Genomic DNA, 23446 nt, shown 5'->3' on the forward strand with positions numbered 1-23446 from the left:
GAAGCGCGTAATGTCAGCGAATCAGTTCGCCGCTTCGGCGAGCGGGCGGGCGTCGGGCTGCGCAGATTGCGCAGATTGCGCGGCCGCTCGATGCTGCGACGCATCGTGGTACGCGAGGTACTTGCGCTGCGTGACGATGTGATCGGCGATGTGCTTCGCGTCGTGCCACACGCCCCAGATGAAGCTGGAGCCGCGCCGCGACAGCCACGGCAGCCCGAGGAAATAGATGCCCGGCTCCTTCGACACGCCGCGCTGATGTTGCGGCTTGCCGTTCGGCCCGAACGCGTCGACCTTCAGCCAGCCGTAGTCGACCGCATAGCCGGTAGCCCAGACGATCGACGTGACGCCCGCGCCGGCGAGATCGAGCGACAGGATCGGATGCGCGACGCAGTCGGGGTCCGGCAGGATGCGCCGGGCGTCCGGCTCTTCCGGCAGGTCGAGGCCGTTGCGCGCCGCGTACGCGTCGGCCGTGTCGAGCAGCGACAGGTAGTTCTCGTCGCCGCGCGCGAGATGGGTCGCGAGATCGCGTTCGAACACGGCCACGCCGCCGTCGAACGACTTCGTCAGCCCGACCAGCGTCACGCCCTGGTTCGCGAGCGCGCGGAAATCGACCGTATGGCCGCCGCGCGCGCCGCTCACCGCGATCGTCACGTGTTCGCGGCCGGGCGTCGCGACTTCCTTGTCCCATTCGCCGAGCACGCCGAGCCACCAGCAGAAGTCGCGGCCGCGATACGCGCGCGGCGGGCGATCGTGCGGGCCGACCGACAGATACACCTGCCGGCCCGCGCGCCGCAGCTCGTCGGCGATCTGCACGCCCGACGAACCGGCGCCGACCACCAGCACCGCGCCTGCCGGAAGCTGGCCCGGGTTGCGATAGTCGGCGGAATGGATCTGCACGACGCGCGCGTCGTCCGGCGCGATCGGCGGAATCACCGGGCGCTGGAACGGGCCCGTCGCGACCACCACGCGGTTCGCCTCGAACGTACCGTCCGAGGTTTCGACGACGAAGCCCGGCTTGCCCGTGTTGCGCACGACCTGCTTCACTTCGACGCCGGTGCGGATCGGCGCGCCGAACTTGCGCGCATACGCTTCGAAGTAGTCGGCGACCTGGTCCTTCGTTGCGAACGCATCGGGATCGAGTCCGTCGAATTCGAGGCCGGGGAAGCGGTCGTGCCACGCGGGGCCGTTCGCGACCAGCGAATCCCAGCGCCCGGTGCGCCAGCGTTCGGCGATACGGTCGCGCTCCAGCACGAGGTGGGGCACGCCCAGCTTGCCCAGGTGCTCGCTCATGGCCACGCCGGCCTGCCCGGCGCCGACGACGAGCGTATCGATTGAGGTTGTTTCGACTGCCACGGCTGTCTCCTTCGGAAGTGCGGCTCGCCGCGAGGCTCCGGTGCTTGTGCCGCCGCGCGAGTGGGAATGGAGACATTCTGCTGACAGCCACGCGTGGGCGAAATGAGGTTTTTTGTGGTTGTTGACGAGAAAAAAGCTGGGGGTCGATCTGCGATGCCGCTATCGCGCCCTCGCTATGCGTGGGAGCGCGCTTGCGTTTCCCGCCCGCGACGACGCAGACATCCTGCGTTCCGACACCGGATCGGCGCTGGCGGCAAGGAAACTCGGCGGCAGGGTCGAAATACGAGCGCAGCATCTGCCGCGCCATACAGGAACGAAGCATGCTCGTTCATCGTTGCCGAGTATTCAATGGAGGACGGCTCGATGAAACCCATGACAATTGCAACACGTCGAATTCTGGCGACCCTCATGGCAGGCGGCGCACTCGCTGCGACCAGCACGGCCTTCGCGCAAGGCTACGGCGCACCGCAACCCAGGTACGAAGAGCGAGACCGCGCCCCGGCGGCAGGTGTATCGGTCGAGATCGGCATGCACGGCGACCGCTACTGGGACGGCCATCGCTACTGGGAACGCGACGAGTGGAGGCATCGTCATCCGCGGGATCGTGATCCGTGGCGCGAGCATGAGCATGAACACGAGCATCGTGAATAGTGACGACTCGCCGCGCGGAGCATGCGCAACCTCCGTGCGAAGCGGGTTAAAAATCAGACTTCGATGCTGAAGCGCGCCGGTAACCGAGCGCAAACTGCGTGTCATCACACTTATCCAGATCAGGTTGAATGCGGCCTCGTCCGACAGGAGATGGCCGCACCCTTTTATGACCTTGCGCCGTTGCATGATTGCCCGATCAACTGTCGGCTACACGTTGGCCCACGCGTCGGTGCCCTTCTGATACTGCATCACGCCGCCGTGGAGCCGCACCCGCAGGTTGCCGTCCGGCACCTGCACCCAGTTGATCATGCCGAGGCTCATCATCAACGCGGCGAAGAAATCCTGCACCTCTTGCGACACGTTGGCCTGCCAGACGTCGATGCGCCCGAGGCACGCACGCATGTCGCCGCTCTGCTGCATGATCGTCTCGACCTGTCCGGCGACATTCGCCGCCGTATCGTAGACCTTCGTGCCGCCGTCGCCGACGATCGACAGATGGATGCCGCGCACCAACGTCGGCTGGCCCGGCGTCTGCTCGACGAGCGCGATGCAGCTCGTCATCGCGCCGAAATCGATTTCCGTCGCATCGCCCCATTTGCGCTCGCCAACTCCCAGCGGCGCGAGACCGTGTACGTTCTGGATGATGTAGGACATGGGTTCCTCACATGATTGGACAGGACTGCCGGTGGCAGGCCGCGACGTGTTCGACCCGGAACGTGCGTCGCGCCCGCCGCTCACATCCCGCATCGGGCCTGCCGGCCCGGCGGGTCGTGTCGATTGAGACTGTTTCGCCCGCTGCACGCGTGGCACGCGATTGCCCCGCGATTCAGCGGCATGATTGCCCGCGACGTTCGTCATCCGCGCCGCGCCCTGCGTGCGTTACGTGTCTTACGTGCCCTTCTTGTCCAGCAACGCCTGATACTTCTGCAGGCTTTCGTCGATCCGGTCGAGCGCGACACTCGCGGCCTCCCCTTCGATCGCCTCCGCCGCGCCCGCGACGATCGCCGCGGTCGCGACGAACAGGTCCGTCAACAGCAGGCCCACCGCATCCATCGCCATGCCTTTCACGTCCTCGTCGACGGTCTTCTGCGCGAGGTCCTTCATCAGCACGCTCTTGCCCGCGATCGCCAGCGACGTCGTCGCCTCGAAGTAGTTGGCCGCCGCCTGCGCGACCATGCCGCCGGCCTGCGTGATCATCATGTTCGGGCCGACGGCGATCTGCGTCGTCGCGTAGGACGCCGTCTCCGCGTTGATCGCCTGCACGGTCTGCAGCGCCGACGGCGCGGACCCGGTCGCACCCGCGATCTGGTCCGGCGCCTTCAGCGCATCGGTGAACCTGCGCGCCCGGTTGACCGGCCACGCGCGCTTGCCTGCCGGCGCCGCGGCGTCGTGCGGCGCGACCTCGGCGCGCGCCGTTGCTTCGGCTGAGGCGTCCGCGACATCGTCCGGCGCCTGCGTCGCGCCGTCTGCCCGTCCGCCCAAAAGACCTTTCATGTTCATGATCAGGAATCCCGATAGTCGTCGCGAACTAATGCGTGGAACCCGTCGGCGAGCCGCCCGCCGCGGGCAGCGACGCGCCGCCCGATGGCGGCTTCGGCGAGGCTTCGACGGACAGGATCATGGCCACGGCCTTCGACACGACGGCGTTCGAAATCTGGTTCAGCGCCGCCTGCTGCTGGGTCATGTTCTGCGCCGAGATGCCGACGGCCTGGCTGAACATCTGGTACAGCATGCCCAGCGCCTGGGCCGGCGATCCCGCGACGACGCTGACGTTGGTCTGCGTCAGCGCGTCGGTAATCTGCTCATTGACTTTGTCTGCCACGAGGCCTCCTCGGATCTCGGCTCCGGCATGCGATTGAAGGAACGGGCGGGCCGGCAGGCCATCGACGCCGCGCATGCCGTTAGGAACGCTGCGTGCCGGCATTCGTGAACGCGCTCATGCGAGTTCCTCGCGCAACTTCTTGCGCAGCAGCTCGACGCGCTTTCTGGCCAGCGGCTCGTTGATCCCGAGCGTCGCGGCGATGTGGAAATACGGCCGATCCTCCTCGAACTTCAGCGTGAACAGCATCTGCTGCTGCGGGGACAGCATCGACAGCGCCTGCTCGAGGCGCAGCAGCTGTTGCCGGAGCAGGAGCTGCTGCTCGACCGACGGCGCGTGGCCGGCCAGCTCGACGGCGTGATCGTCGTCCCAGCCCGGGTCGAATTCGAGCATCCCGCTTTCGCGCAGACGGCGGCGCGCGCCATCGAGGAACGCGTGGTTCAGCGCCAGGAAGAGAAAGCCCGTCAGGTTCCGCACGCGCTCGGGCGAGCGCTGCAGGTAGATGTGGACCTTGAGTGCGGTATCGGAAAGCAGTTCGTCGGCACGGTGAATATCACCCTTGCACAACAGGCGCGCGCGGCGCCGCAATTTCCCCTGCATTTCCCGCCAAGTGCGGTCGAGCTGCTGCGCCGGAGACTCGGGCGGCGGGGCAGCGTGCTGGTTCGAGGTTGTCATCCCGTGTCTTCCTTTTTTATGGAAAACACAGAATCGATTCGATGCCGCGAATGGCGCTGTTACCCGTGTAACACCGATATAACGATAATCGGTTTCGGTAAATTTTCTTGATTATTATGAACGGAAATTTTAATTCACCGGCATAGCCCGATCCGTCGTTTCAGGTACGCCGCGGGCCTGACTGAATAACGGCATTGCGATGAAAAAAAACGACTGCCGCCGCGATGCGTCCCGGCGCCGGCTTACCGCATTCCCTGTCGGCCGAACCCGCGCGCTTGCCGCCGAAGTGCCGCCCGGTCCGGGCCGCTCGCCGATTATTTCAATACTTTCATTATTCATTTTTCACGCAATGCCGAAGGCAGCGTTTTTCGCTAGGTGGCCGTATCGTCAAACAACCTCGCGCGGAAAACATGCCTGCCCTTGCTAACGCTCAAACGCTGCGCAATATACCGATACTCGCCGATCTTCCGGAAGACCTGCTCGCCCACATCGAGCGGCATGTCACGCCGTGGCCCGAGCACGGCAATCGCCTGTTGTTCTTCAAGGGCGATCCGGGGGAATTCGTCGCGTTCGTGCACCACGGCCGCGTCTACAAGACGCTGCACGAACCCGGCGGACGCGAGATCATTCTCGGCCACTCGATGCCGGGCGACCTCATCGGCGAGAACACGCTGATTCGCGCGCACCGGCGCAGCTTCACCGCCCAGTTGAGCCCCGACTGCCGCGTGTCGCTGCTGCATCGCCAGCACTTCGCGCCGCTGCAGGTCAACGCCGAATTCATGGCGCGCATCCACGAGCAGCTGTGCCGGCACATTCACCAGTTGAGCGACTTCGTCGAGTCGGCGTGCCTGTACCGGCTCGAAGCACGGCTCGCGCGCCATCTGCTGAACCGCATGCAAGGGAATGATCTCGAGGTGCCGCTGCCGGAGAACCAGAGCATCCTCGCCGCGATGCTCAACGTCAGCCGGCCGCGGCTGAACAGCAGCCTGCGGAAGATGCAGCGCGACGGCCTGATCCGGCTACACGAACACGGCGTGACGATTCGGAAACCGGAGCAGCTCCGGACCATCGTCGACGCCAATTGACGCCCGCCCCGGCAAGCGCGCGCGTGACGCGGCGCCGCCGTGCGGGCAGATAGCGCGCCGCGTTGCGCGGCGCGCGGTGAAGGTCAGCCGCGCCCGTGGCCGAGGGCGTTCATCAACTGCGCGATGGCCGCCAGTTGCGAGACGAAGCTGTCGTTCGCCGACCGCGCCGCGGCGGCCTGCGCCACCGGCGAGCCCGCATAGAGCTGCATGATGCCGACGGTCGTGGCGGCGAGGTTGGACGCCGCCTGGTTCGCCTGCATCTGCACCGCATTGTGCAGCAGGATCGCGGACGCATGGCTGTTCGACTGCATCAGCGTGCCCAAGGCCACGGCGGGCGCTTCGCCCACTACCTTGACGTTGGCTTGCGTGACGGCATCGGTCATCGCAGGGGAAACCTGTTCCGGCATGTCGTTGCTCCTGATTTGCTCGCCGCTGCGGCGCAGTCGTGGCGAAAGCATGGGTGGGATCGGTCGGCGTCGGCGATACGCGGCCGGGTGTTCGGCGTCATGGGCGTCGAAACGACGTCGGGCGCCGGGCGACAGCCACCGCGATCGGGGCCGCCGCCCGGCGCCGACGCCGGGTTACGCGTCAGGCCAGCGCCTTGCCGAGCGCCAGCACGTCAGCCAGCACGGACAGCACGCCGTTCGAGCCGATTTCGGTCGCGGCGGCACCCGCGCTCGCCGGCCCGAGCGTGTACAGCTGCATCGTGCCCACGTTCGTCGAGGTCGGCAGTTGCACCGCCGACTGCGACTGCTGCTGCACGGCGTTCTCGAACAGCACGCTGAGCGAATGGCTCTGGGCCTGGTACAGCGAGCCCGTTGCCATCGCGGGCGCTTCGCCGACCACCTTGACGTTGGTCTGCGTGACCGCGTCGGTGATCGCTGCGTTGACCGCACAGGTCTTGCAAGGGTCTTTCGTGTCAAGCGGATCGTTGACGTCGTTTGCCATCGTATTTCTCCTGGTTCGCGAACGGGCGCCGCATCGAATCGGCTCTGCCCGCTCTGTCGTTTGCTCCGGAACACCACGCGGCACCGTTGGTCAGGCGCCGGCGGTCATGCTGCGATCCGCGGCACGGCGGCGGTATCGGCGGCGCGTACCGCTTGCGCCGCCGCTCGACCACGGTGCTGCGACGACGCCTGACTACTTGGCCACGGCCTTCCCGATCGCGATCACGTCGGCCAGAATGGAAATGATCCCGTTCGCGCCGATTTCCGTGGCGGCCGCGCCCGCGCTTTCCGGCCCGATCGTGTAGAGCTGCATCGTCCCCACGTTCGTCGACGTTTGCGACTGGATCGCGGCCTGCGACTGCTGCTGCACCGCGTTCTCGAACAGGATGCTGAGCGAATGGCTCTGGGCCTGGTACAGCGAGCCCATCGCCATTGCCGGCGCTTCCGCGACCACCTTGACGTTGACCTGTGTGACCGCATCGGTAATCGCGGGATTGACCTGGCACACTTGACACGTATCAGCCATTTGTTGCTCCTTGGTTCACGTAGTTGAGAGGTCGCACACGGGGCCGGCCGGCTTCGCGTTCGGCCGCATGACCCGCGTGCTACTCCATGGACGCTGGGCGGGGCGTATCGTGAACGGCGGCAGTGGGTTCGGTGGGTTCGGGCGGGCCGGCGTCGATGCTGTGCAACCGGTCCTCCATCGCGTCGAGCCTGGCGGTGAGCCGTTCGGCAAGCCCTTCTGCAAGCCCTTCGGCGAGCCGTTCCGCGAGCGCATCGCCGTATTGGCGGAAGCATGCTTCGATTTCCTGCCGGATCAGGCCCGTCAACTGTTCCCCAATCATCGTCAGCGCCTCGCGGGTGCTGTCCTGGATCCCGGCCGGGCCGGATGCCTGCGCGTCGCCGGCCGACTCGTGCGCGTCGAGCACCCCCGATACTTTCCGCTGTTCCGACGCGAGCATGCCGAGGGTCGTCTCGTTCTGCGTGTCGATCGTTTGCAGGATGCCGCGCATCTTCTCGTACGCCTTTTGCTGATTGAGCTGCAGAAAATGCTTGACCTGTTCGCGCGCCTCTTGCCGGGTTTTGAACTGCGGCAACGGCGGCTTCGCGGCGCTCGCCTGCGTGGCCGGGCCGGCGGCAGCCGCCGGCGGGTTTCCGTGCCGGCTCGGCAGCCGCTCCAGCAGCGCCTGTTCTTCGCCGGGCTCGAGAGGCCGCCCCAGCCGCTTCTCCGCGAGCTGCCGCAGCAGCGGGTCGAGTGCTTCGTTGCTCATGGCTCACACCTCCTCGAGGTTCGCTCGCGGCACGGGGACGTGCGGTTCGGTGTCGGATGGACGCCGCGCCACGGCGGCTTGGTCGGCGTGCTGCAACGGATATCGCATGGGGTTCTCCGGGAAAGGGATGAGCGACGGCCTTGCCGGAAATTCGGCAGGACTGCTGCAAGGACGAACCGTGCGACGTGTCTGTGAAATCGGCCGGCGCGGCGCGACCGCGGCCGTTCCCGACAATTCTTGACTGTGTCCTGCCCATCGAACTGGTAGGATCCCGGTCACCTCGACGCGGACGGCCGGCACGGCCTCTCAACTGTCCCCTTTTTCAAAGCCGAACGGCTGGTAAACTCTGCGCTCGTGTCCGGATGACCCGGGCGCCGAACAGCACCCCAGCCCCGTAGAACCCCGCAACACCCCGGCCTCGCCCCGCGCGACCCGTTGCAGTAACCGTTGGAGTGGCGCACCCCGCGCCTGCAAGCATGAAGAAATCGACGCAGCCCACCCGTCCCCCGCGCGACAAGGACCGCACGCCGCTCGTACGCGCCGGCGCGTGGCTGCTGATGGCCGGCCTGCTGTACCTGCTGTGGCCGTCCGCCGAAACCGCCTACCTCGCGATGGAGTCGGTGATCCGTTGACGCACACGTCCGCCCGCGCACTACGCTATACTGCCGCGATGGAAACAAAACCCGCCTCGCCGATCGTGTATTGCTGGTGGCGCGCCTGACCCAGGCGGCCCGTTTCCTTTTGCATGTCCCAAACGTGATGCCGCCAGCCATGGCGGCATTTGCGTTTCTGCGCTGACATCATGGCTGGCGGCTTCGATAACCCGGAGTCAACGACGACCATGACGCAACCCACCCGCCCGACCATCCTCACCGGCGACCGCACGACCGGCCCGCTGCATCTCGGCCACTACATCGGCTCGCTACGCGCACGCGTGCAGATGCAGCACGAGGCGACGCAGTTCCTGCTGCTCGCCGATACGCAGGCGCTGACCGACAACATGGGACGCCGCCAGCGTGTCACCGAGAACGTGATCGAGGTCGCGCTCGACTATCTCGCCGTCGGCATCGACCCGGCGATCTCGACGATCGTCGTGCAGTCGCAGGTGCCCGAGCTTGCCGAGCTGTCGCAATACCTGCTCAACCTCGTCACGGTCGCGCGCCTCGAACGCAATCCGACCATCAAGGAAGAAATCCGCCTGCGCGGGTTCGAGCGCGACATCCCGGCCGGCTTCCTGACCTACCCGGTGAGTCAGGCAGCCGACATCACTGCGTTCAAGGCGACGCACGTGCCGGTCGGCGACGATCAGTTGCCGATGATCGAGCAGACCAACGAACTCGTGCGCCGCTTCAACGCGACCGTCGACAAGCCGGTGCTGGTCGAATGCGAGGCCGTGCTGTCGTCGGTCACGCGGCTGCCGGGCATCGACGGCAAGGCGAAGATGAGCAAGTCGCTCGGCAACGCGATCACGCTCGGCTCGACGCCGGACGAGATCGCGCAGGCCGTGAAGGACATGTACACGGACCCGAACCACCTGCGCGTGAGCGACCCCGGCCAGGTCGAGGGCAACGTCGTGTTCACGTTCCTCGATGCATTCGAGCCGGACGTGGCGAAGGTCGACGAGCTGAAGGCCCACTATCGCCGCGGCGGGCTCGGCGACAGCGTCGTCAAGCGCGTGCTGAACGAGCGGCTACAGGCATTGATCGAGCCGATCCGTGCGCGCCGTCGAGAGTTCGAGGCCGACAAGGCCGAAGTGATGGCGACGCTGAAGCGCGGCACGCTGCATGCACGGGAAGTGGCGGGGGCGACGCTCGCGGAGGTGAAGGGGGCGATGGGGCTGACGTATTTCGATTGAGCGATGCAATGGCGGCGTGCATTGCGCTCACTACGCGATGCACGCTCGACATGGAACGCAATCGGCAACAATTCGAAAACCTTCCGTCCCTGGCATCACATCGAAGAAAAAGACCGGCTGCGCGAGCGGTCCGTGCGGCCTTTCCGCCACCACGCGGCCAGAAACGGCTGTCGTGTGGCTCTCGCGTGAGTCGCTCGTCAACGCCACCGCAGCAGCTGGCCTACCTTCGACATTGCCCCGCAAAGACGACTTCGCTAACGTAGCCCGCCAACAACAACGATGGCGAACGGGGACGTACAACGCGTGCGGCCTGCATCGCCTATATCCCGAGGGCACCGCGTGAATACCACCTATTGCTACCGAAACGAACGAAACCTGACTCCGATCGAGTTGTTCTTCCTGATTGCCGCAGACGAAACCTGCAAGCAGCTCGGCATCGACGATGTCGAGGCGGTCGTTCTGATACTGTCGGGTCTACCCATTCTTCCAACCCGAGCCAAGCCGTCCGGCACGACCCGAGGCACGTCCGTCGCATCAGTCATGTCGAGGTCGATATTCCGGTATGAATTCAAGCGCAAGGTATTGCCGACCGTCACGCTGAACAGCATCAAGAGATTGCGGATCATCCTGACGCATCGGCTGGCCGTGTTTGTCGGACGAACCATACCGGGTGTCGGCTGGGTGATACTTGGAACGGATGTCTTCCATATTGTCCGGAGCACCATTTACCGGTACAACCGGATTGTGAAACCAGAGGACAGGATTTTCTAATGGGCGACCGACACAACTGGGAAGCGCTGGAAGCGTTCGTTCGCAAGGAAGCCGCTGTCTCGGACAAGCGCCGTATTACAGAGCAAACCTCCATCTCGGACGACCTGGGGCAGACCGGAGACGACGCCGACATCTTCATGGAACGCTTTTTCGACCGATTCGACGTCGATCGCGGAGACTACGATTTTGGGCGTTACTTCCTGATGGAGGGCGAGGGGCTGCTATATCACGTGTTGCGAAAATACCTGTTCGGAAAGCCCCATACGTTCCAGCGACATGCCTTGACTGTCGGCATGCTGAGCAAAGCGATATCGCTCGGGACGTGGGACTCCGAGGCGATCGAAAACTGACGACCGCAGGGCATCACCACCGTCACGCCCCCTCGCCCACCGCCCCCGCCGCGTGACACACGGCCTCGACCCGGTTGCCGGCCGGATCGACCAGAAAAGCCGCGTAGTAGTCGCCGTGGTACTGCGGCCGCAAGCCGGGTTCGCCGTCGGACTGACCACCCGTCGCGAGCCCTGCCTCGAAAAACGCATGCACCTGCTCACGGGAAGCGGCCTTGAAACACCAGTGCCGCTTGCTCGTCCCGACTTCAGCGGGATCCAGATACACCGCCAGAAAAGTCGACTCCGGATCATTCGCGCTGCAACGTTCGCCATAGCCGAGCGCATTGGCCCGGTCATAAACCTTGGTCGCGCCGAGCGCAGCCATGACGGCATCGTAGAAGGGGCGTGCCAGGTCGATATCCGGCACACCGATCGACACGTGATCAAGCAGTTGCATGGTGTTGGCTCCATTGAACGAGCACGAGTCTACACAACCGCCCCCGCTCCAGCCGATCAACCTTACCGACGACTACACTACCGCCCCCGCCGCCTACGTGATCTGATACGTCGACGCCGGCACGAACTCCTCGGGCATCGGCCGATCGCCGAGTTCGAGCACCGACCGCTCGATCGTGCGCGTGATCGCATCGAGCGCGAGCGCGTTCGGCGCAAGGCCGAACGGCTCGGCCACCTCGTTCGCGATCGCCTCGAGCGCGATCAGCGTGTAGGAAATGAACACGCAGATCAGCGGCGTGAAGAACTCCGTCGAATCGACGAGCCCGAACGGCAGCAGCACGCAATACGCATACACGGTGCGATGCAGCAGCACGCTGTACGAAAACGGGATCGGCGTAGACAGGATGCGCTCGCAACCACCGACCGACTTGCCGAGCTCGTCGAGTTGCGTCTCGAACATCCAGCAGGTCGCGTCGCTGCCGGGCGCGCGCCCCAGCGCACGGACGATGCCGCCGCGCAGTTCGTCGAGGATCGCGACCGGCTTGTAGCATTTGCCGCCGAGCGCGGTCGTGCGCTCCGCCCCGAGAATGCGCTGCAGGTCCGCGCTCGGATCGGTATGGCGCAGCTGGTGTTTCAGCGCATACGCGAGCGCGATCAGCAAATCGGCGAGCCGGTTGCGCTCGGCGTCGCTCACGCCGTCGGGCAGGTAGCGATGCAGTTGCGACGTCACGGCGCGGGCGGCGATCAGCAGGTTGCCCCACAGATGCCGCGCCTCCTTGAAGCGCTCGAAGCTCGCGTTGTTGCGAAACCCGAGGAAGATCGCGAGCGCGAGCCCGAACAGCGTGAACGGCGCGGTGTTCAGCGGAATCTTCTCGCCGAAGATGCGCCCGTTCGTAAAGACCGCCAGCGTGCTGACGATCGCCATGAACACGAGCTGCGGAATGATCGATTGCAGCACGGAGCCGTTCCATACGAACAGCATCCGGAGCCAGTTCTGTCGTGGTCTGACGATCATGATGTTTTCTCGACTGCCAAAGGAATACGCAACGCAACCCGTTGCGCCCGCACCTAATGTGCAACGGCCCGCGCGTGGCGGGCCGCTTTTCGGTCGGATGCCGGATCAGGCCGCGCCGCGCGTGATGATACGCGAGCGCCGCGCCCCGTCACCTCGCTTGCCACTCAGCGATAGCCGCTCAGTGATAGCCGATGTCGCCCTCGCGCACCTTGCCGCGGAACACGCGGTACTGCATCGCGTTGTACACGAGGATGATCGGCAGCACGATCACGGTGCCGACGAGCGCGAACAACTGGCTCGAATGGCTCGACGACGCGTCCCAGATCGTCAGCGACGGCGGCACGATGTTCGGCCAGATGCTGATCACGAGCCCCGTGTAGCCGAGGAACACGAGCGCGAGCGTCAGCAGGAACGGCGTGGCCTCGTGCGCACGCTTCACCGTGTGGAAGATGCCCCACACGCACGCGACGACGAGGATCGGCACCGGCAGGAACCAGCCGAGGTTGCCGCTGCCGAACCAGCGGTGCGCGACGGCCGGCAGCCCGATCACGGTCCACAGGCTGACCACGCCCATCACCGCGAGCAGCACGCCCGTGAGCGGCTTCATCAGCAACCGCATCTTGCGCTGCAGTTCGCCGTCGACCTTCAGGATCAGCCAGCCGCAGCCGAGCGTCGCATAGGTGACGAGCACGCCGATCCCGCACATCATGCTGAACGGCGACAGCCAGTCGAACGGCCCGCCCGCGAACTGGTTGTTCTCGATCTTGATGCCCTGCAGCAGCGAACCGAGCACGATCCCCTGGCAGAACGCCGCCAGCGCCGAGCCGCCGATGAACGCGAGATCCCACATGTGCTGCGTGCGGGTGGCCTTCGCGCGCAGCTCGAATGCCGCGCCCCGGAAGATCAGCCCGACCAGCATCAGCACCAGCGGCAGGTAATTGGCCGGCAGCAGCGTCGAATACACGACCGGGAACGCGCCGTAGAGGCCCGCGCCGCCGAGCACGAGGAACGTCTCGTTGCCGTCCCACACCGGCGCGACGGTGTCGAGCATCACCTGGCGCTCGGCCTTCGCATCGAAGAACGGGAACAGCAGCCCGATGCCGAGATCGAAGCCGTCCAGCATCACGTAGATGAATACGCCGAGGCCGATGATCGCGGCCCAGACGACAGGAAGATCGATGTGCATGGTTACTCCGCCTCCGTGACGTTCAGCGGCGTGGACAGCGCGCTCTTGCGCAGCCCCGGATGCCGGTGCAGCTCGATGTAGCCGGCCTGGGCCGCCGGCCCGCGCTTCATCAGTTTCATCATGTAGTAGATCCCCGTTCCGAATACCAGGAAATACACGACCACGAAGACCAGCAGCGACACGCCGACCTGCTGCGCGGTGAGCGGGGAGACCGAGTCGATCGTGCGCAGCACGCCGTACACGGTCCACGGCTGCCGCCCCACCTCGGTCGTGATCCAGCCGGCCAGCAGCGCGACGATGCCCGACGGCCCCATCGCCACCACGAACCACTGGAACCAGCGCGTCTCGTACAGGCGCCCGCCCTTTCTGAGCAGCAGCCCGAGCAGCGCAGTGAGCAGCATCAGCATCCCGAGGCCGGCCATGATCCGGAACGTCCAGAAGATGATCGGCGAATACGGGCGGTCCTGCGGCGCGAATTCCTTCAGCCCGCGAATCTCGCCGTCCCAGCTGTGCGTGAGGATCAGGCTGCCGAGGTGCGGCACCTGGATCGCATAGCGGGTGGTTTCGGCCTGCATGTCGGGCAGCCCGACGAGGTTCAGCGCGGTGCCGCCCTTCTCGGTTTCCCACAGCCCTTCGATCGCCGCGATCTTCGCCGGCTGGTATTCGCGCGTGTTCAGCCCGTGCGCGTCGCCGACGACGATCTGGATCGGCGCGAGCACCAGCAGCATCCACAGCGCCATCGAGAAGCTGCGCTTCACCGGCTCGTCGCGCCGCCCCTTCAGCAGGTGCCACGCGCCGCACGCGGCGACGATGAAGCCTGCGACGATGAACGCCGCGATCGTCATGTGCACGAGACGGTACGGAAACGACGGGTTGAAGACGATCTTGAACCAGTCGACCGGCACGACGAGGCCGTTCTCGATCTTGTAGCCTTGCGGCGTCTGCATGAAGCTGTTCGACGCGAGAATCCAGAACGTCGAGATCAGCGTGCCGACCGCGACCATCAGCGTCGCGAAGAAGTGCGCGCGCGGGCTGACGCGCTGCCAGCCGAACAGCATCACGCCGAGGAAGCCGGCTTCGAGGAAGAACGCCGTCAGGACTTCGTACGTGAGCAGCGGCCCGGTGATGTTGCCCGCGACGCGCGAGAACCCGGACCAGTTGGTGCCGAACTCGTACGCCATCACGACGCCGGAGACCACGCCCATCCCGAAGCCGATCGCGAAGATCTTCGACCAGAACTGAAACATGGATTTGTAGGCGGCGTCGCCGGTGACGAGATAGCGCCATTCCAGCACCGCCAGGAAGCTCGCCATGCCGATGCTGATCGCGGGGAACACGATGTGGAACGACACCGTGAATGCGAATTGCAATCGGGCGAGATGGAACGCATCGAAGATTTCCATGACCGTAATTTGCTCGTGGTTGTGAGGACGTACGCTCGAAGCAGGAAATCGCGCGACGGCTTGGCGACAACACGTGCGAACACAACCGGTCGCTCGCACGGCATCGAAGCGTGAATGACGATATCGCGTTTGCCACGATACTCGCAATCACTCGAACGTGCGCTGAAACTGTGCTGCTTGCGCCGCCGAAGATGTGTGTACGGAAAATAGTTTTCGTGCCGGCGGGACGCTCAGCTGTACTGCTTTCCGCGTGGCGGCGCTGTACCTCGGGCGCACTGTTCACCTCACTTAACATCTTATGCAACGCCTGTCCGCGGCGGCTGCGCGCCCTTCGGCGCCCGCCCGGCGGCATCGATTCCCGTGGTTCGGCGCCTGCGCCGAGCCCGGCCGGCCCGCCGGCCGCCCCCTGGAGAAAACCGCATGGAGTCCTGCACCCGCCGCGACGAGCCGACCGGCAGCACCGCGTGCCATGTGACACGCCATCGTGCCGGCAACGCGCGCGACGCCGTCGATCGCGTCGTCGACGAAACGCCGGTTGCACTCGTGTTCAACGGCATCTCGCATACGGTGATGATGGCGACGCCGATCGACCTCGACGCGTTCGGCCTCGGCTTCGCGCTGAGCGAAGGCATCGTCGAACGTGCGTCGGACGTCTTCGACATCGAAAGCGAATGCCGGCCCGGCAGCGCCGAAGTGCGGCTCACCGTGTCGCAGCAGGCGTTCATGGCGCTGAAGGCGCACCGCCGCGCGCTGGCCGGCCGCACGGGTTGCGGCGTGTGCGGGATCGAGAGCATCGCGCAGCTCGACCTGCATCCGCCGCGTATCGCGGCCGCCGGCACGGCCGCGGGCATCGGCGCCGACGCGATCGCGCATGCCGCGCGTGCATTGCCGGCCCGGCAGACGCTGATGCGCGAGACGGGCGGCATCCATGCGGCCGCGTGGTGCGACCGCGACGGCGCCGTGCTCGACGTATTCGAGGACGTCGGCCGCCACAACGCGCTCGACAAGCTGATCGGCCAGCTCGCGCGCCGCCGCGCGGACCTGCGCGCGGGCTTCGTGTTCCTGTCGAGCCGCGCGAGCTACGAACTGGTGCGCAAGGCCGCGCGGGTCGGCATCCCGATGATCGCGACGATCTCGGCGCCGACGTCGCTCGCGATCGACGTCGCCCGCGAAGCCGGCGTGCGGCTGCTCGGTTTCTGCCGCAACGACGGCTTCGTCGAATACGTGTCGCCTGCTGCCGTTCACCCCGATCCACCAGCGCCTGCACCAGCGCAACCCGCCTGCTCGTCATGACACACCTGTCCGATTTCGATACCGCGCAGCAGCAATTCGCCGGCGCGTTCGCGCCGCTCGAGCGCACCAGGTCCGTGCCGATCGCGCAAGCGGCCGGCCACGTGCTCGCCGAGCCGCTGACGGCCGTGCTCGACCAGCCGCCGACCGACCAGAGCGCGATGGACGGCTACGCGGTGCGTCATGCGGACCTCGCGCACGGCGAGCCGCTGCGTGTCGCGCAGCGCTGCTATGCCGGCGATACGCCCGCGCCGCTCGCGCCGCGCACGGCCGCACGCCTCTTCACCGGCAGCCTGATTCCGCCCGGCGCCGACACCGTCGTGATGCAGGAGCATGCGCACGAACGGGACGGCGGCGTCACGTTCGACGCGCCCCAACGCAGCGGGTCGCACATCCGCCGCCGCGGCGAGGAAGTGCGCGCCGGCGATCGGCTCGTGTCGGCCGGCGTGCGGATGGGCGCGATGCACGTCGGCGTGGCCGCCGCGCAGGGGTTCGCCCACGTCCACGTGCGTACGGCGCTGCGCGTCGGCATCCTGACGACCGGCGACGAACTCGTCGCGTGCGGGGAGCCGCGTGCGCCGCAGCAGATCTACAACAGCAATGCGCCGATGCTCGCCGCGCTGGTCGCGGGAACCGGCGCCGACGTCGCGATGAGCCTGCACGCCGCCGATACGGCGACCGCCGTCGATCGCGCGTTGCGCGACCTGCATGCGCAGTGCGACCTCGTGATCTGCGTCGGCGGCGCGTCGGTCGGCGACAAGGATCTGCTGCGTCCGGCGCTGACCGCGCTCGGCGCGTCGTTCGTCGTCGCCGGCGTGCGCATGAAACCCGGCAAGCCGGTCGCGCTCGCGCGGCTCGATGCGCGGCCCGTGGTGCTGCTGCCCGGCAATCCGGGCGCCGCGATGACGGCATTCGCGCTGTTCGTCGCGCCGCTGATCCGCCGCCTGCAGGGGCGCGACGCGCGCCTGCCGGTCGTGCCGTCGCTGCCGATCGACACCGGCTTCGAGCCGGATGCGCAGCGCGAGCGCTTCGTGCGCGTGCGCTGCACGGTGGACGCCGACGGCGCACCGGTGCTCGACACGCTGCGTCAGCAAGGCGCCGGCACGCTGCAGTCGCTGGTGCAGGCGAGCGGGCTCGCGCGGCTGCCGGCCGGGCGCACCATCGCGCGCGGCGACGCGGTTCCGTACTACGAATTCGCGCGCTGGCTCGCATGAGCGCGACGCCGAATAGCCGCCCGATGCGGCGCTTTCGCCCCCTTCTCCGCGCCTGTCGCGCTTCCCGCGCGGCGAACTGTATTCCTGCAATTCGGGCGCGATTGTGTCTCTGCCGGCCAAACCCGGCGGACTATGCTCACGATGAGGCTCGTCACGACCGGTGCGCCGACACGTCGGCACCCGCACCGAACGACGACGCCGCTCCGCTTACTTCATGCAGGCCGACGACCCGATCGTGAATGCCATCGTTTCCGCCGCGCCGGCCGTCGCCGCTTCATCCGGCGGCGCGTCGCCCGGCGCTGTCCCCCGCCCGTCCGACACGCTCGGCCGGCCGCTGCGCGACCTGCGCCTGTCCGTCATCGACCAGTGCAACTTCCGCTGCGGCTACTGCATGCCGCGCGAAAGCTTCGGCGCCGACTACGCGTTCATGCCGTCGTCCGAGCGCTTGTCGTTCGCGCAACTGGAAAAGATCGCCCGCGCGTTCACGTCGCTCGGCGTCGAGAAGATCCGCATCACGGGCGGCGAGCCGCTGCTGCGCCGCCACCTCGAAACGCTGATCGAACGGCTTGCCGCGCTGACGACCGTCGACGGCAAGCCCGTCGAAATCGCGCTGACGACCAACGGCTCGCTGCTCGCCGCGAAGGCACGCACGCTGCGCGATGCGGGGCTGTCGCGCGTGACCGTGAGCCTCGATGCGCTCGACGACGCGGTGTTCCGCCGGATGAGCGACGCCGACGTGCCGGTGTCGCGCGTGCTGGCCGGCATCGAGGCCGCGCAGGCGGCCGGGCTCGCGCCGGTCAAGGTCAACGCGGTGATCGAGCGCGGCGTGAACGACGACCAGATCCTGCCGCTCGTGCGGCACTTCCGGCACACGGGCGTGGCCGTACGTTTCATCGAATACATGGATGTCGGCGGCGCCAGCTTCTGGTCCGGCGACAAGGTCGTGCCGGCCGCGAGGATGCGCGCGCTGATCGACGAACACTACCCGCTCGTGCTCGTCGGCGAACCGGGGCACGACGCCACCGCGATTCGTTGCGCGCACATCGATGGCGCGGGCGAAGTCGGCTTCATCGCGAGCGTGTCGCATCCGTTCTGCGGCACCTGCTCGCGCGCCCGCGTGTCGGCCGACGGCCAGCTTTATACGTGCCTGTTCGCGACCCAAGGCACCGACCTGCGGCCGTGGCTCGACGACGCGGCGTCGACCGCCGACCTCGCCGCCGCCGTGCGCGCCCGCTGGACGCAGCGCGACGACCGCTATTCCGAGCGCCGGGCCGCACGGCCGGCCCGCGCGGCGGGCAAGACCTATCCGACCGTGCGCATGTCGCTCGTCGGCGGCTGACGGGCCGCCGCGCGACACCGGATGCGCCGCCCACTGGAGAACCTGTCATGACGACCTTCACCGAATCCCGCGCCGGGCTGCCGGACGATCCGCCGCGTGCGGGCAGCGCCCCGCCGCCCGTCGACGCGGCCGACCCGCACCCCGAATCGGCGCCCGCGATCGCCGCCGGCTTCGAAGTGCGCGTGCAGCATGCGCCGATCGACGCGGGCGCGGAGCTTGCACCGATCGTTCGCAATCCGAATGTCGGTGCGGTCGTGAATTTTCTCGGGGTCGTGCGCAAGGAAGGCGACGTCGACGACGTCGTCGCGCTGGAAGTCGAGCACTACCCGACGATGACCGAACAGGCGCTGTGGAGCATCGTCGAGGAGGCCACGGCGCGCTGGCGGCTCGAAGCGGTCAGGATCGTGCATCGCGTGGGCCGCATTCCGCTGGGCCAGCCGGTCGTGCTGGTCGTCGTGGCCGCCGCGCATCGCGCGTCCGCGTTCGATGCATGCGAATTCCTGATGGATTTCCTGAAGACCCACGCGCCGTTCTGGAAGAAGGAAATCCGGCACGACGGCGAATCCGGCTGGGTCGAGGCGAAGGCGCACGACGATCAGGCGATGCGGCGCTGGGGCTGACCGCGTTCGCTTCGCGTTTTTCGATTCCGCCGTTCCCTGCTCGAGACATCCGAATGAAACTGACGATCAAATACTTCGCGAGCATTCGCGAACAACTGGCGCTCGACGAAGAAACCGTCGAGATCGACGCCCGCGAACTCACCGTCGACGCGCTGCGCGGCACGCTGGCCGCGCGCGACGCGCGCAGCGCGGACGCACTGCGGATGGACCGCCCCGTGCGGGCGGCCGTGAACCTCGAAATGGTGACCGGGGAATTCGTCGTGCGGGAGGATAGCGAGGTCGCGTTCTTCCCGCCGGTGACGGGGGGATGACGCGACGCGCGGGGCTGCGCGCTTCGATGCAGTCATTTCGCCGCGATCGGCGCATCGATCGCGAACGCACACGCGCTCACCGCACCGGCGTCAAAGCAGATACCGGGCAGACCTGCTGTCTGCTTCGGCGTGCCGCTGTGGACGGCACTTTCACCCGTCCGCCCGTTCAACTCTCGGACCGTTTCAGCCTCATGGAAACAGAGAATCGTTCGGCCGGGTGAATGCTGATCGAGATTTCGAACGCCACGCCTGTCGAATCGAGATAACGCCGCACGATTTCGAGCGCGGCCGTTCCCGCCGGGATCCGTAGTCGCGCAGCCATTTCCGGCGAGACGTTCACCGCCTGCACATTCTGCTGGATCTCTGCGACGCATCGTCCGTAACGCGCTTCAATCAATGCACTGATCAGCGTATCCGGCTCGTGGCGAGCCGTCTCCGCGATCTCCAGATAGCCCGGATCGATATAGACGTCCGTCCAGCCGATCGGCGGACGCGTCGCGTCGCGTTCCACGCGCAGGCTCGAAATGCGCAGCCAGCGTGCGCCTTCTTCGCACTTCAGAACCTTCGCGAGCGCGCCCTCCGCCGCGAGCTCCTCGATCGACTGCACCACGCGCAGGTTCTCCGAACCGAACTGGACGAGATCTTCGATCGAAGCGAGCGACGGCCGGAAGTCGTTTTTCGGTTGCGCGGATTCGACACGCGTTCCCGCGTTCTTGCGCCGCGACACGAAGCCAAGTTGCTGCAGCTCGTGCAGCGCCGCGCGAACCGTGTGCCGGCTCGTCTTGTACAGATCGCGCAATTCAAGCTCGGTCGGCAAGTACGAGCCGACCGGAAAGCGGCCGGACGCGATGCCTTCAGTCAGGTCGCGCGCGATCTCGGCGAAGTGGGGTCTGTTCATTTTCTCTGCGTATCGGTCATCGCCGACAGTTTAAGGGTAAACATCGCTGGATCAATATGTCCGGACATAATACGCTTCCATATGTCCGGACATATTGAGGCACTCGATGTTGAAGGCCCGATGTCTTTCCCCGTTTCCGCTTCCAGAGGTCGCCATGCCCAGCCGCACCATCCCTGTCTCCAGCACCGTCGTCGATTCGATTCTGTTTCGGGATGCCTTCGGCACCGCGAAAATGCGCGCGTTGTTCTCCGATTACGCGCTCGTGCAGCGCTACATCGACGTCGAAGTCGCGCTCGCGAAGGCCGAGGCGCGTGTCGGTGTGATTCCAGCCGAAGCGGCCGACGTGATTGCACGGGAAGCGAGCATCGAGCGCATCGATTTCGATCACATGCGCGAGGAGACGGACATCGTCGGCTATCCCATCCTGCCGCTCGTGCACCAGCTCGTCGCGATGTGCGGGGACGCGGGCCGCTACGTGCATTGGGGGGCAACGACGCAGGACATCATGGATACCGCCGTGTCGCTGCAAGTGAGGGATGCGCTCGATTCGATCGACGGCGACATCCGCGCGTTGCGCGGCATCCTTGCCGATCTCGCGCGCAAGCATCGCGATACCGCGATGGCGGGTCGCACGCATCTGCAACAGGCGCTGCCGGTCACGTTCGGATACAAGGCCGCAATCTGGCTCGCGATGTTCGACCGACATCAGCAGCGGCTCGCGGAGCTGCGCTCGCGCGTCGCGGTCGTCGAGTTCGCGGGCGCGGCCGGCACGCTGGCGTCGCTCGGCGACAAGGGTTTCGACGTCCAGAAGGCGCTTGCGGAAGAACTGAAGCTCGGTGTGCCCGCAACGACGTGGCACGTCGCGCGCGACGGCTTCGCCGAAGCGGTGAACCTGCTTGCGCTGGTCACGGGCTCCCTCGGCAAGATCGCGATCGACATCATGATCATGGCGTCGAACGAGTTCGCGGAAGTGTATGAACCGTTCGTCAAGGGGCGCGGCGCAAGCAGCACGATGCCGCAGAAGCGCAATCCGATCTCGAGCGAGCTGATGCTGGCGGCGGCGAAAGCGGTGCGGCAGCACGCGGGCCTGATGGTCGACGCGATGATTCAGGATTTCGAGCGCGCGACAGGTCCATGGCATGCGGAATGGATCGCGATTCCGGAGAGCTTCATCCTGACATCGGGGGCGCTGCATCAGGCGAAGTTCGCGCTCGGCGGGCTGATCGTCGATGCGCAACGGATGAAGCAGAACCTCGGCATCAGCAACGGGCTGATTGTCGCCGAAGCCGCGATGATGCAGATCGCGCCGTTCACCGGGCGCCAGCAGGCGCACGACATCGTGTATGACGCGTGCCGCACGGTCAACGAGAAGGGCGGCACGCTCGCCGAAGCGCTGGCCGCACTGCCCGACGTGACCCGGCACTTCGATCGCGACGCGATCGAACGCATGACGGATCCCGTCAACTACCTGGGCCTCGCCCCACAGATGGTCGATCGGGCGATCGCACTGTCCCGCGAAATCTGAACGGACGTCGTGGAGGAGACACCATCATGAATCACGCACAGACCTCGCGCGACGAACCGGTCGCCCCGGCGCCGAAGCGCCCGTGGTATCGCAAGCTCGGCATGCAAGTGCTCGCGTCGCTGGTGCTCGGCATCGTCGCCGGGCTGCTGTTTCCGAAATTCGGCACGCAGTTGAAGATTCTCGGCGACGTTTTTCTCGCGCTGATCAAGGCCGGCGTTGCGCCGCTCGTGTTCCTGACGATCGTGCACGGCATCGCTTCCGCCGGCGACGTGAAGAGCGCGGGGCGGGTCGGCTGGCGGGCGATCGTCTACTTTGAAGTCGTGTCGACGATCGCGCTGGCGTTCGGCCTGGTCGCCGGCAATCTGCTGCAGACCGGCCAGGGCATGACGTCCGTGGCGCTCGGCAAGGTGTCGGTCACCGCGGCAAAGGCGGCGCCGCAAGGGTTCACCGAATTCGTGATGCATCTCGTGCCAGACAACTTCATCGGCGCGTTCGCGAAAGGCGAACTGCTGCAGGTGGTCGTGCTCGCGGTGATGGTCGGCATCGGCATTCTCGCGATTCCCGAAGGGCGGCGCGCGCGAATCAACGCCGGGCTCGACCAGATATCGGAGGTCATGTTCTCGTTCATCAATCTCGTGATGAAGCTTGCCCCGCTCGGCACCTTCGGCGCGATCGCGTTCGCGGTCGGCAGCAACGGGACAGCCGTGCTGGTCGCGCTCGCGCAACTGGTGCTCAGCTTCTACGCGATCGTGGTGCTGTTCATCGTGGTCGTGATGGGCATCGTCGCGAAGCTGGCCGGCTTCAGCATGTGGCGCTTCATGCGCTACATCAAGGACGAGCTCCTGATCGTGCTCGGCACCGCGTCATCGGAAAGCGCGTTGCCGCGTCTGCTGATCAAGCTCGAGCGACTCGGCTGCGCGAAGCAGACGGTCGGTCTCGTGCTGCCGACCGGCTATGCGTTCAATCTCGACGGGACGTCGATCTTCATGGCGACGGGCGTGATGTTCATCGCGCACGCGTACAACGTGCCGCTCACGTTCGAGCACCAGATCGGCATCCTGCTGCTGATGCTGTTGACGTCGAAAGGCGCCGCGACGGTATCCGGCGGATCGTTCGTCGTGTTCGCGGCGACGGTGACGTCGACGGGGCTGCTGCCGGTAGAAGGACTCGCGCTGATCTTTGGCGTCTACCGCTTCATGTCGATGGCGATTGCAACGTGCAATACGATCGGCAACAGCCTGGCCACGGTAGTCGTTGCGAAATGGTCCGGTACGTTCGATGAGACGATCGCCCGGCGCCACCTGTACCCGGAACGTTATCCCGCGACAGCGCGTGCCGATGCGAAGCTCGACGATGGCAACCTTCTTCCCGAAGACGCCGACGACGTGAATCCGCATTCGCCGGGGATGCCGCTCAAGCGCGGCGGTCTGTAG

General features: G+C 66.2%; 27 protein-coding genes. 13 read left to right on the forward strand and 14 right to left on the reverse strand.

What is annotated here, in order from left to right; translation table 11 throughout:
• Positions 1 to 21 precede the first annotated feature (21 nt).
• The gene (locus tag HWX14_RS26610; protein ID WP_175885310.1) at positions 22 to 1353 is read right to left on the reverse strand and encodes an NAD(P)/FAD-dependent oxidoreductase; all 1332 of its coding nucleotides are present in this window, start codon (positions 1351 to 1353) and stop codon (positions 22 to 24) included.
• A gap of 363 nt (positions 1354 to 1716) precedes the next feature.
• On the opposite strand from HWX14_RS26610, the gene HWX14_RS26615 reads away from it, so the two are divergent.
• Entirely contained in the window at positions 1717 to 2004 is a 288-nt protein-coding gene (locus tag HWX14_RS26615) for a hypothetical protein (protein ID WP_175885311.1), read from the forward strand.
• 207 nt (positions 2005 to 2211) lie between these two features.
• Here HWX14_RS26615 and HWX14_RS26620 read toward each other — a convergent pair whose 3' ends face one another.
• From HWX14_RS26620 to HWX14_RS26635, 4 genes are all read right to left on the reverse strand, one after another.
• Positions 2212 to 2658 (reverse strand): hypothetical protein, encoded by a 447-nt coding sequence (locus tag HWX14_RS26620; protein ID WP_175885312.1) that lies wholly within the window; start codon positions 2656 to 2658, stop codon positions 2212 to 2214.
• 234 nt (positions 2659 to 2892) lie between these two features.
• Entirely contained in the window at positions 2893 to 3498 is a 606-nt protein-coding gene (locus tag HWX14_RS26625) for a hypothetical protein (RefSeq protein ID WP_244130347.1), read from the reverse strand.
• A gap of 34 nt (positions 3499 to 3532) precedes the next feature.
• Positions 3533 to 3928, reverse strand: a complete 396-nt coding sequence (locus HWX14_RS26630) for a RebB family R body protein (RefSeq protein ID WP_244130348.1) — start codon at positions 3926 to 3928, stop codon at positions 3533 to 3535.
• Between the two features lie 12 nt (positions 3929 to 3940).
• Positions 3941 to 4498: a sigma-70 family RNA polymerase sigma factor gene (locus HWX14_RS26635; protein WP_175885314.1), complete on the reverse strand. Its 558-nt coding sequence runs from the start codon at positions 4496 to 4498 to the stop codon at positions 3941 to 3943.
• 410 nt (positions 4499 to 4908) lie between these two features.
• Between HWX14_RS26635 and HWX14_RS26640 the strand changes: the two genes are divergently transcribed.
• Positions 4909 to 5583, forward strand: coding sequence for a Crp/Fnr family transcriptional regulator (locus HWX14_RS26640; protein WP_175885315.1), 675 nt, complete (start codon positions 4909 to 4911; stop codon positions 5581 to 5583).
• Positions 5584 to 5666: 83 nt separating this feature from the next.
• Here the strand turns inward: HWX14_RS26640 and HWX14_RS26645 are convergent, their stop codons facing one another.
• The 4 genes from HWX14_RS26645 to HWX14_RS26660 all read right to left on the reverse strand — a co-directional run bounded on the left by HWX14_RS26645 (position 5667) and on the right by HWX14_RS26660 (position 7801).
• Positions 5667 to 5990, reverse strand: coding sequence for a RebB family R body protein (locus HWX14_RS26645; protein ID WP_175885316.1), 324 nt, complete (start codon positions 5988 to 5990; stop codon positions 5667 to 5669).
• A gap of 181 nt (positions 5991 to 6171) precedes the next feature.
• Complete coding sequence (locus HWX14_RS26650; protein ID WP_175885317.1) at positions 6172 to 6531, reverse strand: RebB family R body protein; 360 nt, start codon at positions 6529 to 6531, stop codon at positions 6172 to 6174.
• Between the two features lie 192 nt (positions 6532 to 6723).
• Positions 6724 to 7056 (reverse strand): RebB family R body protein, encoded by a 333-nt coding sequence (locus tag HWX14_RS26655; RefSeq protein WP_174432906.1) that lies wholly within the window; start codon positions 7054 to 7056, stop codon positions 6724 to 6726.
• 79 nt (positions 7057 to 7135) lie between these two features.
• The gene (locus HWX14_RS26660; protein ID WP_175885318.1) at positions 7136 to 7801 is read right to left on the reverse strand and encodes a hypothetical protein; all 666 of its coding nucleotides are present in this window, start codon (positions 7799 to 7801) and stop codon (positions 7136 to 7138) included.
• A gap of 476 nt (positions 7802 to 8277) precedes the next feature.
• Between HWX14_RS26660 and HWX14_RS26665 the strand changes: the two genes are divergently transcribed.
• The 4 genes from HWX14_RS26665 to HWX14_RS26680 all read left to right on the forward strand — a co-directional run bounded on the left by HWX14_RS26665 (position 8278) and on the right by HWX14_RS26680 (position 10777).
• The gene (locus HWX14_RS26665; protein WP_175876061.1) at positions 8278 to 8433 is read left to right on the forward strand and encodes a hypothetical protein; all 156 of its coding nucleotides are present in this window, start codon (positions 8278 to 8280) and stop codon (positions 8431 to 8433) included.
• 209 nt (positions 8434 to 8642) lie between these two features.
• Positions 8643 to 9656 (forward strand): tryptophan--tRNA ligase, encoded by a 1014-nt coding sequence (gene trpS, locus HWX14_RS26670; protein ID WP_175885319.1) that lies wholly within the window; start codon positions 8643 to 8645, stop codon positions 9654 to 9656.
• Between the two features lie 339 nt (positions 9657 to 9995).
• A complete protein-coding gene (locus tag HWX14_RS26675; RefSeq protein ID WP_175885320.1) occupies positions 9996 to 10427 on the forward strand; it encodes an STM2901 family protein in 432 nt (143 codons plus the stop codon).
• Entirely contained in the window at positions 10427 to 10777 is a 351-nt protein-coding gene (locus tag HWX14_RS26680; protein WP_175885321.1) for a DUF1493 family protein, read from the forward strand. Before HWX14_RS26675 ends, HWX14_RS26680 begins: the two co-directional genes overlap by 1 nt.
• A 22-nt stretch (positions 10778 to 10799) precedes the next feature.
• Here HWX14_RS26680 and HWX14_RS26685 read toward each other — a convergent pair whose 3' ends face one another.
• The 4 genes from HWX14_RS26685 to HWX14_RS26700 all read right to left on the reverse strand — a co-directional run bounded on the left by HWX14_RS26685 (position 10800) and on the right by HWX14_RS26700 (position 14816).
• Positions 10800 to 11213: a VOC family protein gene (locus tag HWX14_RS26685; RefSeq protein ID WP_175885322.1), complete on the reverse strand. Its 414-nt coding sequence runs from the start codon at positions 11211 to 11213 to the stop codon at positions 10800 to 10802.
• A 93-nt stretch (positions 11214 to 11306) separates the two neighbouring features.
• Complete coding sequence (locus HWX14_RS26690) at positions 11307 to 12227, reverse strand: bestrophin family ion channel (protein ID WP_175885323.1); 921 nt, start codon at positions 12225 to 12227, stop codon at positions 11307 to 11309.
• Between the two features lie 178 nt (positions 12228 to 12405).
• The gene (gene cydB / locus HWX14_RS26695; RefSeq protein ID WP_011545622.1) at positions 12406 to 13413 is read right to left on the reverse strand and encodes a cytochrome d ubiquinol oxidase subunit II; all 1008 of its coding nucleotides are present in this window, start codon (positions 13411 to 13413) and stop codon (positions 12406 to 12408) included.
• Between the two features lie 2 nt (positions 13414 to 13415).
• Entirely contained in the window at positions 13416 to 14816 is a 1401-nt protein-coding gene (locus HWX14_RS26700; RefSeq protein WP_175885324.1) for a cytochrome ubiquinol oxidase subunit I, read from the reverse strand.
• Positions 14817 to 15236: 420 nt separating this feature from the next.
• Here HWX14_RS26700 and fdhD point away from each other — a divergent pair, with 420 nt between their 5' ends.
• The 5 genes from fdhD (at position 15237) to moaD (ending at position 19590) form a co-directional block, all read left to right on the forward strand.
• Positions 15237 to 16109: a formate dehydrogenase accessory sulfurtransferase FdhD gene (gene fdhD / locus HWX14_RS26705; RefSeq protein WP_175885325.1), complete on the forward strand. Its 873-nt coding sequence runs from the start codon at positions 15237 to 15239 to the stop codon at positions 16107 to 16109.
• Positions 16106 to 17320, forward strand: a complete 1215-nt coding sequence (glp, locus tag HWX14_RS26710) for a gephyrin-like molybdotransferase Glp (RefSeq protein ID WP_175885326.1) — start codon at positions 16106 to 16108, stop codon at positions 17318 to 17320. The genes fdhD and glp overlap by 4 nt, the downstream gene beginning before the upstream one ends.
• A 214-nt stretch (positions 17321 to 17534) precedes the next feature.
• On the forward strand, positions 17535 to 18659 hold the full coding sequence (gene moaA, locus HWX14_RS26715; protein ID WP_175885327.1) for a GTP 3',8-cyclase MoaA: 1125 nt from the start codon (positions 17535 to 17537) through the stop codon (positions 18657 to 18659).
• A gap of 47 nt (positions 18660 to 18706) precedes the next feature.
• A complete protein-coding gene (locus HWX14_RS26720; protein ID WP_053526677.1) occupies positions 18707 to 19279 on the forward strand; it encodes a molybdenum cofactor biosynthesis protein MoaE in 573 nt (190 codons plus the stop codon).
• A 53-nt stretch (positions 19280 to 19332) separates the two neighbouring features.
• Positions 19333 to 19590, forward strand: coding sequence for a molybdopterin converting factor subunit 1 (gene moaD / locus HWX14_RS26725; protein WP_006498429.1), 258 nt, complete (start codon positions 19333 to 19335; stop codon positions 19588 to 19590).
• A gap of 166 nt (positions 19591 to 19756) precedes the next feature.
• Here the strand turns inward: moaD and HWX14_RS26730 are convergent, their stop codons facing one another.
• On the reverse strand, positions 19757 to 20488 hold the full coding sequence (locus HWX14_RS26730; RefSeq protein WP_175885328.1) for a GntR family transcriptional regulator: 732 nt from the start codon (positions 20486 to 20488) through the stop codon (positions 19757 to 19759).
• Between the two features lie 154 nt (positions 20489 to 20642).
• On the opposite strand from HWX14_RS26730, the gene HWX14_RS26735 reads away from it, so the two are divergent.
• Positions 20643 to 22013 carry an adenylosuccinate lyase family protein gene (locus HWX14_RS26735; protein WP_175885329.1) on the forward strand — a complete coding sequence of 457 codons (1371 nt, stop codon included), beginning with the start codon at positions 20643 to 20645 and terminating at the stop codon, positions 22011 to 22013.
• A 26-nt stretch (positions 22014 to 22039) separates the two neighbouring features.
• Positions 22040 to 23446 carry a cation:dicarboxylase symporter family transporter gene (locus HWX14_RS26740; protein WP_175885330.1) on the forward strand — a complete coding sequence of 469 codons (1407 nt, stop codon included), beginning with the start codon at positions 22040 to 22042 and terminating at the stop codon, positions 23444 to 23446.

Origin of the sequence: Burkholderia sp. BCC0044 (assembly GCF_902832955.1) — a bacterium.
Lineage (GTDB): Bacteria > Pseudomonadota > Gammaproteobacteria > Burkholderiales > Burkholderiaceae > Burkholderia.

What these genes read in the sequence shown, in the direction of transcription:
- HWX14_RS26615 (WP_175885311.1), top strand. Translation starts at nt 1,717, where the DNA reads ATGAAACCCATGACAATTGCAACACGTCGAATTCTGGCGACCCTCATG.
- HWX14_RS26620 (WP_175885312.1), bottom strand. Translation starts at nt 2,658, where the DNA reads ATGTCCTACATCATCCAGAACGTACACGGTCTCGCGCCGCTGGGAGTT.
- HWX14_RS26625 (WP_244130347.1), bottom strand. Translation starts at nt 3,498, where the DNA reads ATGAAAGGTCTTTTGGGCGGACGGGCAGACGGCGCGACGCAGGCGCCG.
- HWX14_RS26630 (WP_244130348.1), bottom strand. Translation starts at nt 3,928, where the DNA reads ATGCCGGCACGCAGCGTTCCTAACGGCATGCGCGGCGTCGATGGCCTG.
- HWX14_RS26635 (WP_175885314.1), bottom strand. Translation starts at nt 4,498, where the DNA reads ATGACAACCTCGAACCAGCACGCTGCCCCGCCGCCCGAGTCTCCGGCG.
- HWX14_RS26640 (WP_175885315.1), top strand. Translation starts at nt 4,909, where the DNA reads ATGCCTGCCCTTGCTAACGCTCAAACGCTGCGCAATATACCGATACTC.
- HWX14_RS26645 (WP_175885316.1), bottom strand. Translation starts at nt 5,990, where the DNA reads ATGCCGGAACAGGTTTCCCCTGCGATGACCGATGCCGTCACGCAAGCC.
- HWX14_RS26650 (WP_175885317.1), bottom strand. Translation starts at nt 6,531, where the DNA reads ATGGCAAACGACGTCAACGATCCGCTTGACACGAAAGACCCTTGCAAG.
- HWX14_RS26655 (WP_174432906.1), bottom strand. Translation starts at nt 7,056, where the DNA reads ATGGCTGATACGTGTCAAGTGTGCCAGGTCAATCCCGCGATTACCGAT.
- HWX14_RS26660 (WP_175885318.1), bottom strand. Translation starts at nt 7,801, where the DNA reads ATGAGCAACGAAGCACTCGACCCGCTGCTGCGGCAGCTCGCGGAGAAG.
- HWX14_RS26665 (WP_175876061.1), top strand. Translation starts at nt 8,278, where the DNA reads ATGAAGAAATCGACGCAGCCCACCCGTCCCCCGCGCGACAAGGACCGC.
- trpS (WP_175885319.1), top strand. Translation starts at nt 8,643, where the DNA reads ATGACGCAACCCACCCGCCCGACCATCCTCACCGGCGACCGCACGACC.
- HWX14_RS26680 (WP_175885321.1), top strand. Translation starts at nt 10,427, where the DNA reads ATGGGCGACCGACACAACTGGGAAGCGCTGGAAGCGTTCGTTCGCAAG.
- HWX14_RS26685 (WP_175885322.1), bottom strand. Translation starts at nt 11,213, where the DNA reads ATGCAACTGCTTGATCACGTGTCGATCGGTGTGCCGGATATCGACCTG.
- HWX14_RS26690 (WP_175885323.1), bottom strand. Translation starts at nt 12,227, where the DNA reads ATGATCGTCAGACCACGACAGAACTGGCTCCGGATGCTGTTCGTATGG.
- cydB (WP_011545622.1), bottom strand. Translation starts at nt 13,413, where the DNA reads ATGCACATCGATCTTCCTGTCGTCTGGGCCGCGATCATCGGCCTCGGC.
- HWX14_RS26700 (WP_175885324.1), bottom strand. Translation starts at nt 14,816, where the DNA reads ATGGAAATCTTCGATGCGTTCCATCTCGCCCGATTGCAATTCGCATTC.
- fdhD (WP_175885325.1), top strand. Translation starts at nt 15,237, where the DNA reads ATGGAGTCCTGCACCCGCCGCGACGAGCCGACCGGCAGCACCGCGTGC.
- glp (WP_175885326.1), top strand. Translation starts at nt 16,106, where the DNA reads ATGACACACCTGTCCGATTTCGATACCGCGCAGCAGCAATTCGCCGGC.
- moaA (WP_175885327.1), top strand. Translation starts at nt 17,535, where the DNA reads ATGCAGGCCGACGACCCGATCGTGAATGCCATCGTTTCCGCCGCGCCG.
- HWX14_RS26720 (WP_053526677.1), top strand. Translation starts at nt 18,707, where the DNA reads ATGACGACCTTCACCGAATCCCGCGCCGGGCTGCCGGACGATCCGCCG.
- moaD (WP_006498429.1), top strand. Translation starts at nt 19,333, where the DNA reads ATGAAACTGACGATCAAATACTTCGCGAGCATTCGCGAACAACTGGCG.
- HWX14_RS26730 (WP_175885328.1), bottom strand. Translation starts at nt 20,488, where the DNA reads ATGAACAGACCCCACTTCGCCGAGATCGCGCGCGACCTGACTGAAGGC.
- HWX14_RS26735 (WP_175885329.1), top strand. Translation starts at nt 20,643, where the DNA reads ATGCCCAGCCGCACCATCCCTGTCTCCAGCACCGTCGTCGATTCGATT.
- HWX14_RS26740 (WP_175885330.1), top strand. Translation starts at nt 22,040, where the DNA reads ATGAATCACGCACAGACCTCGCGCGACGAACCGGTCGCCCCGGCGCCG.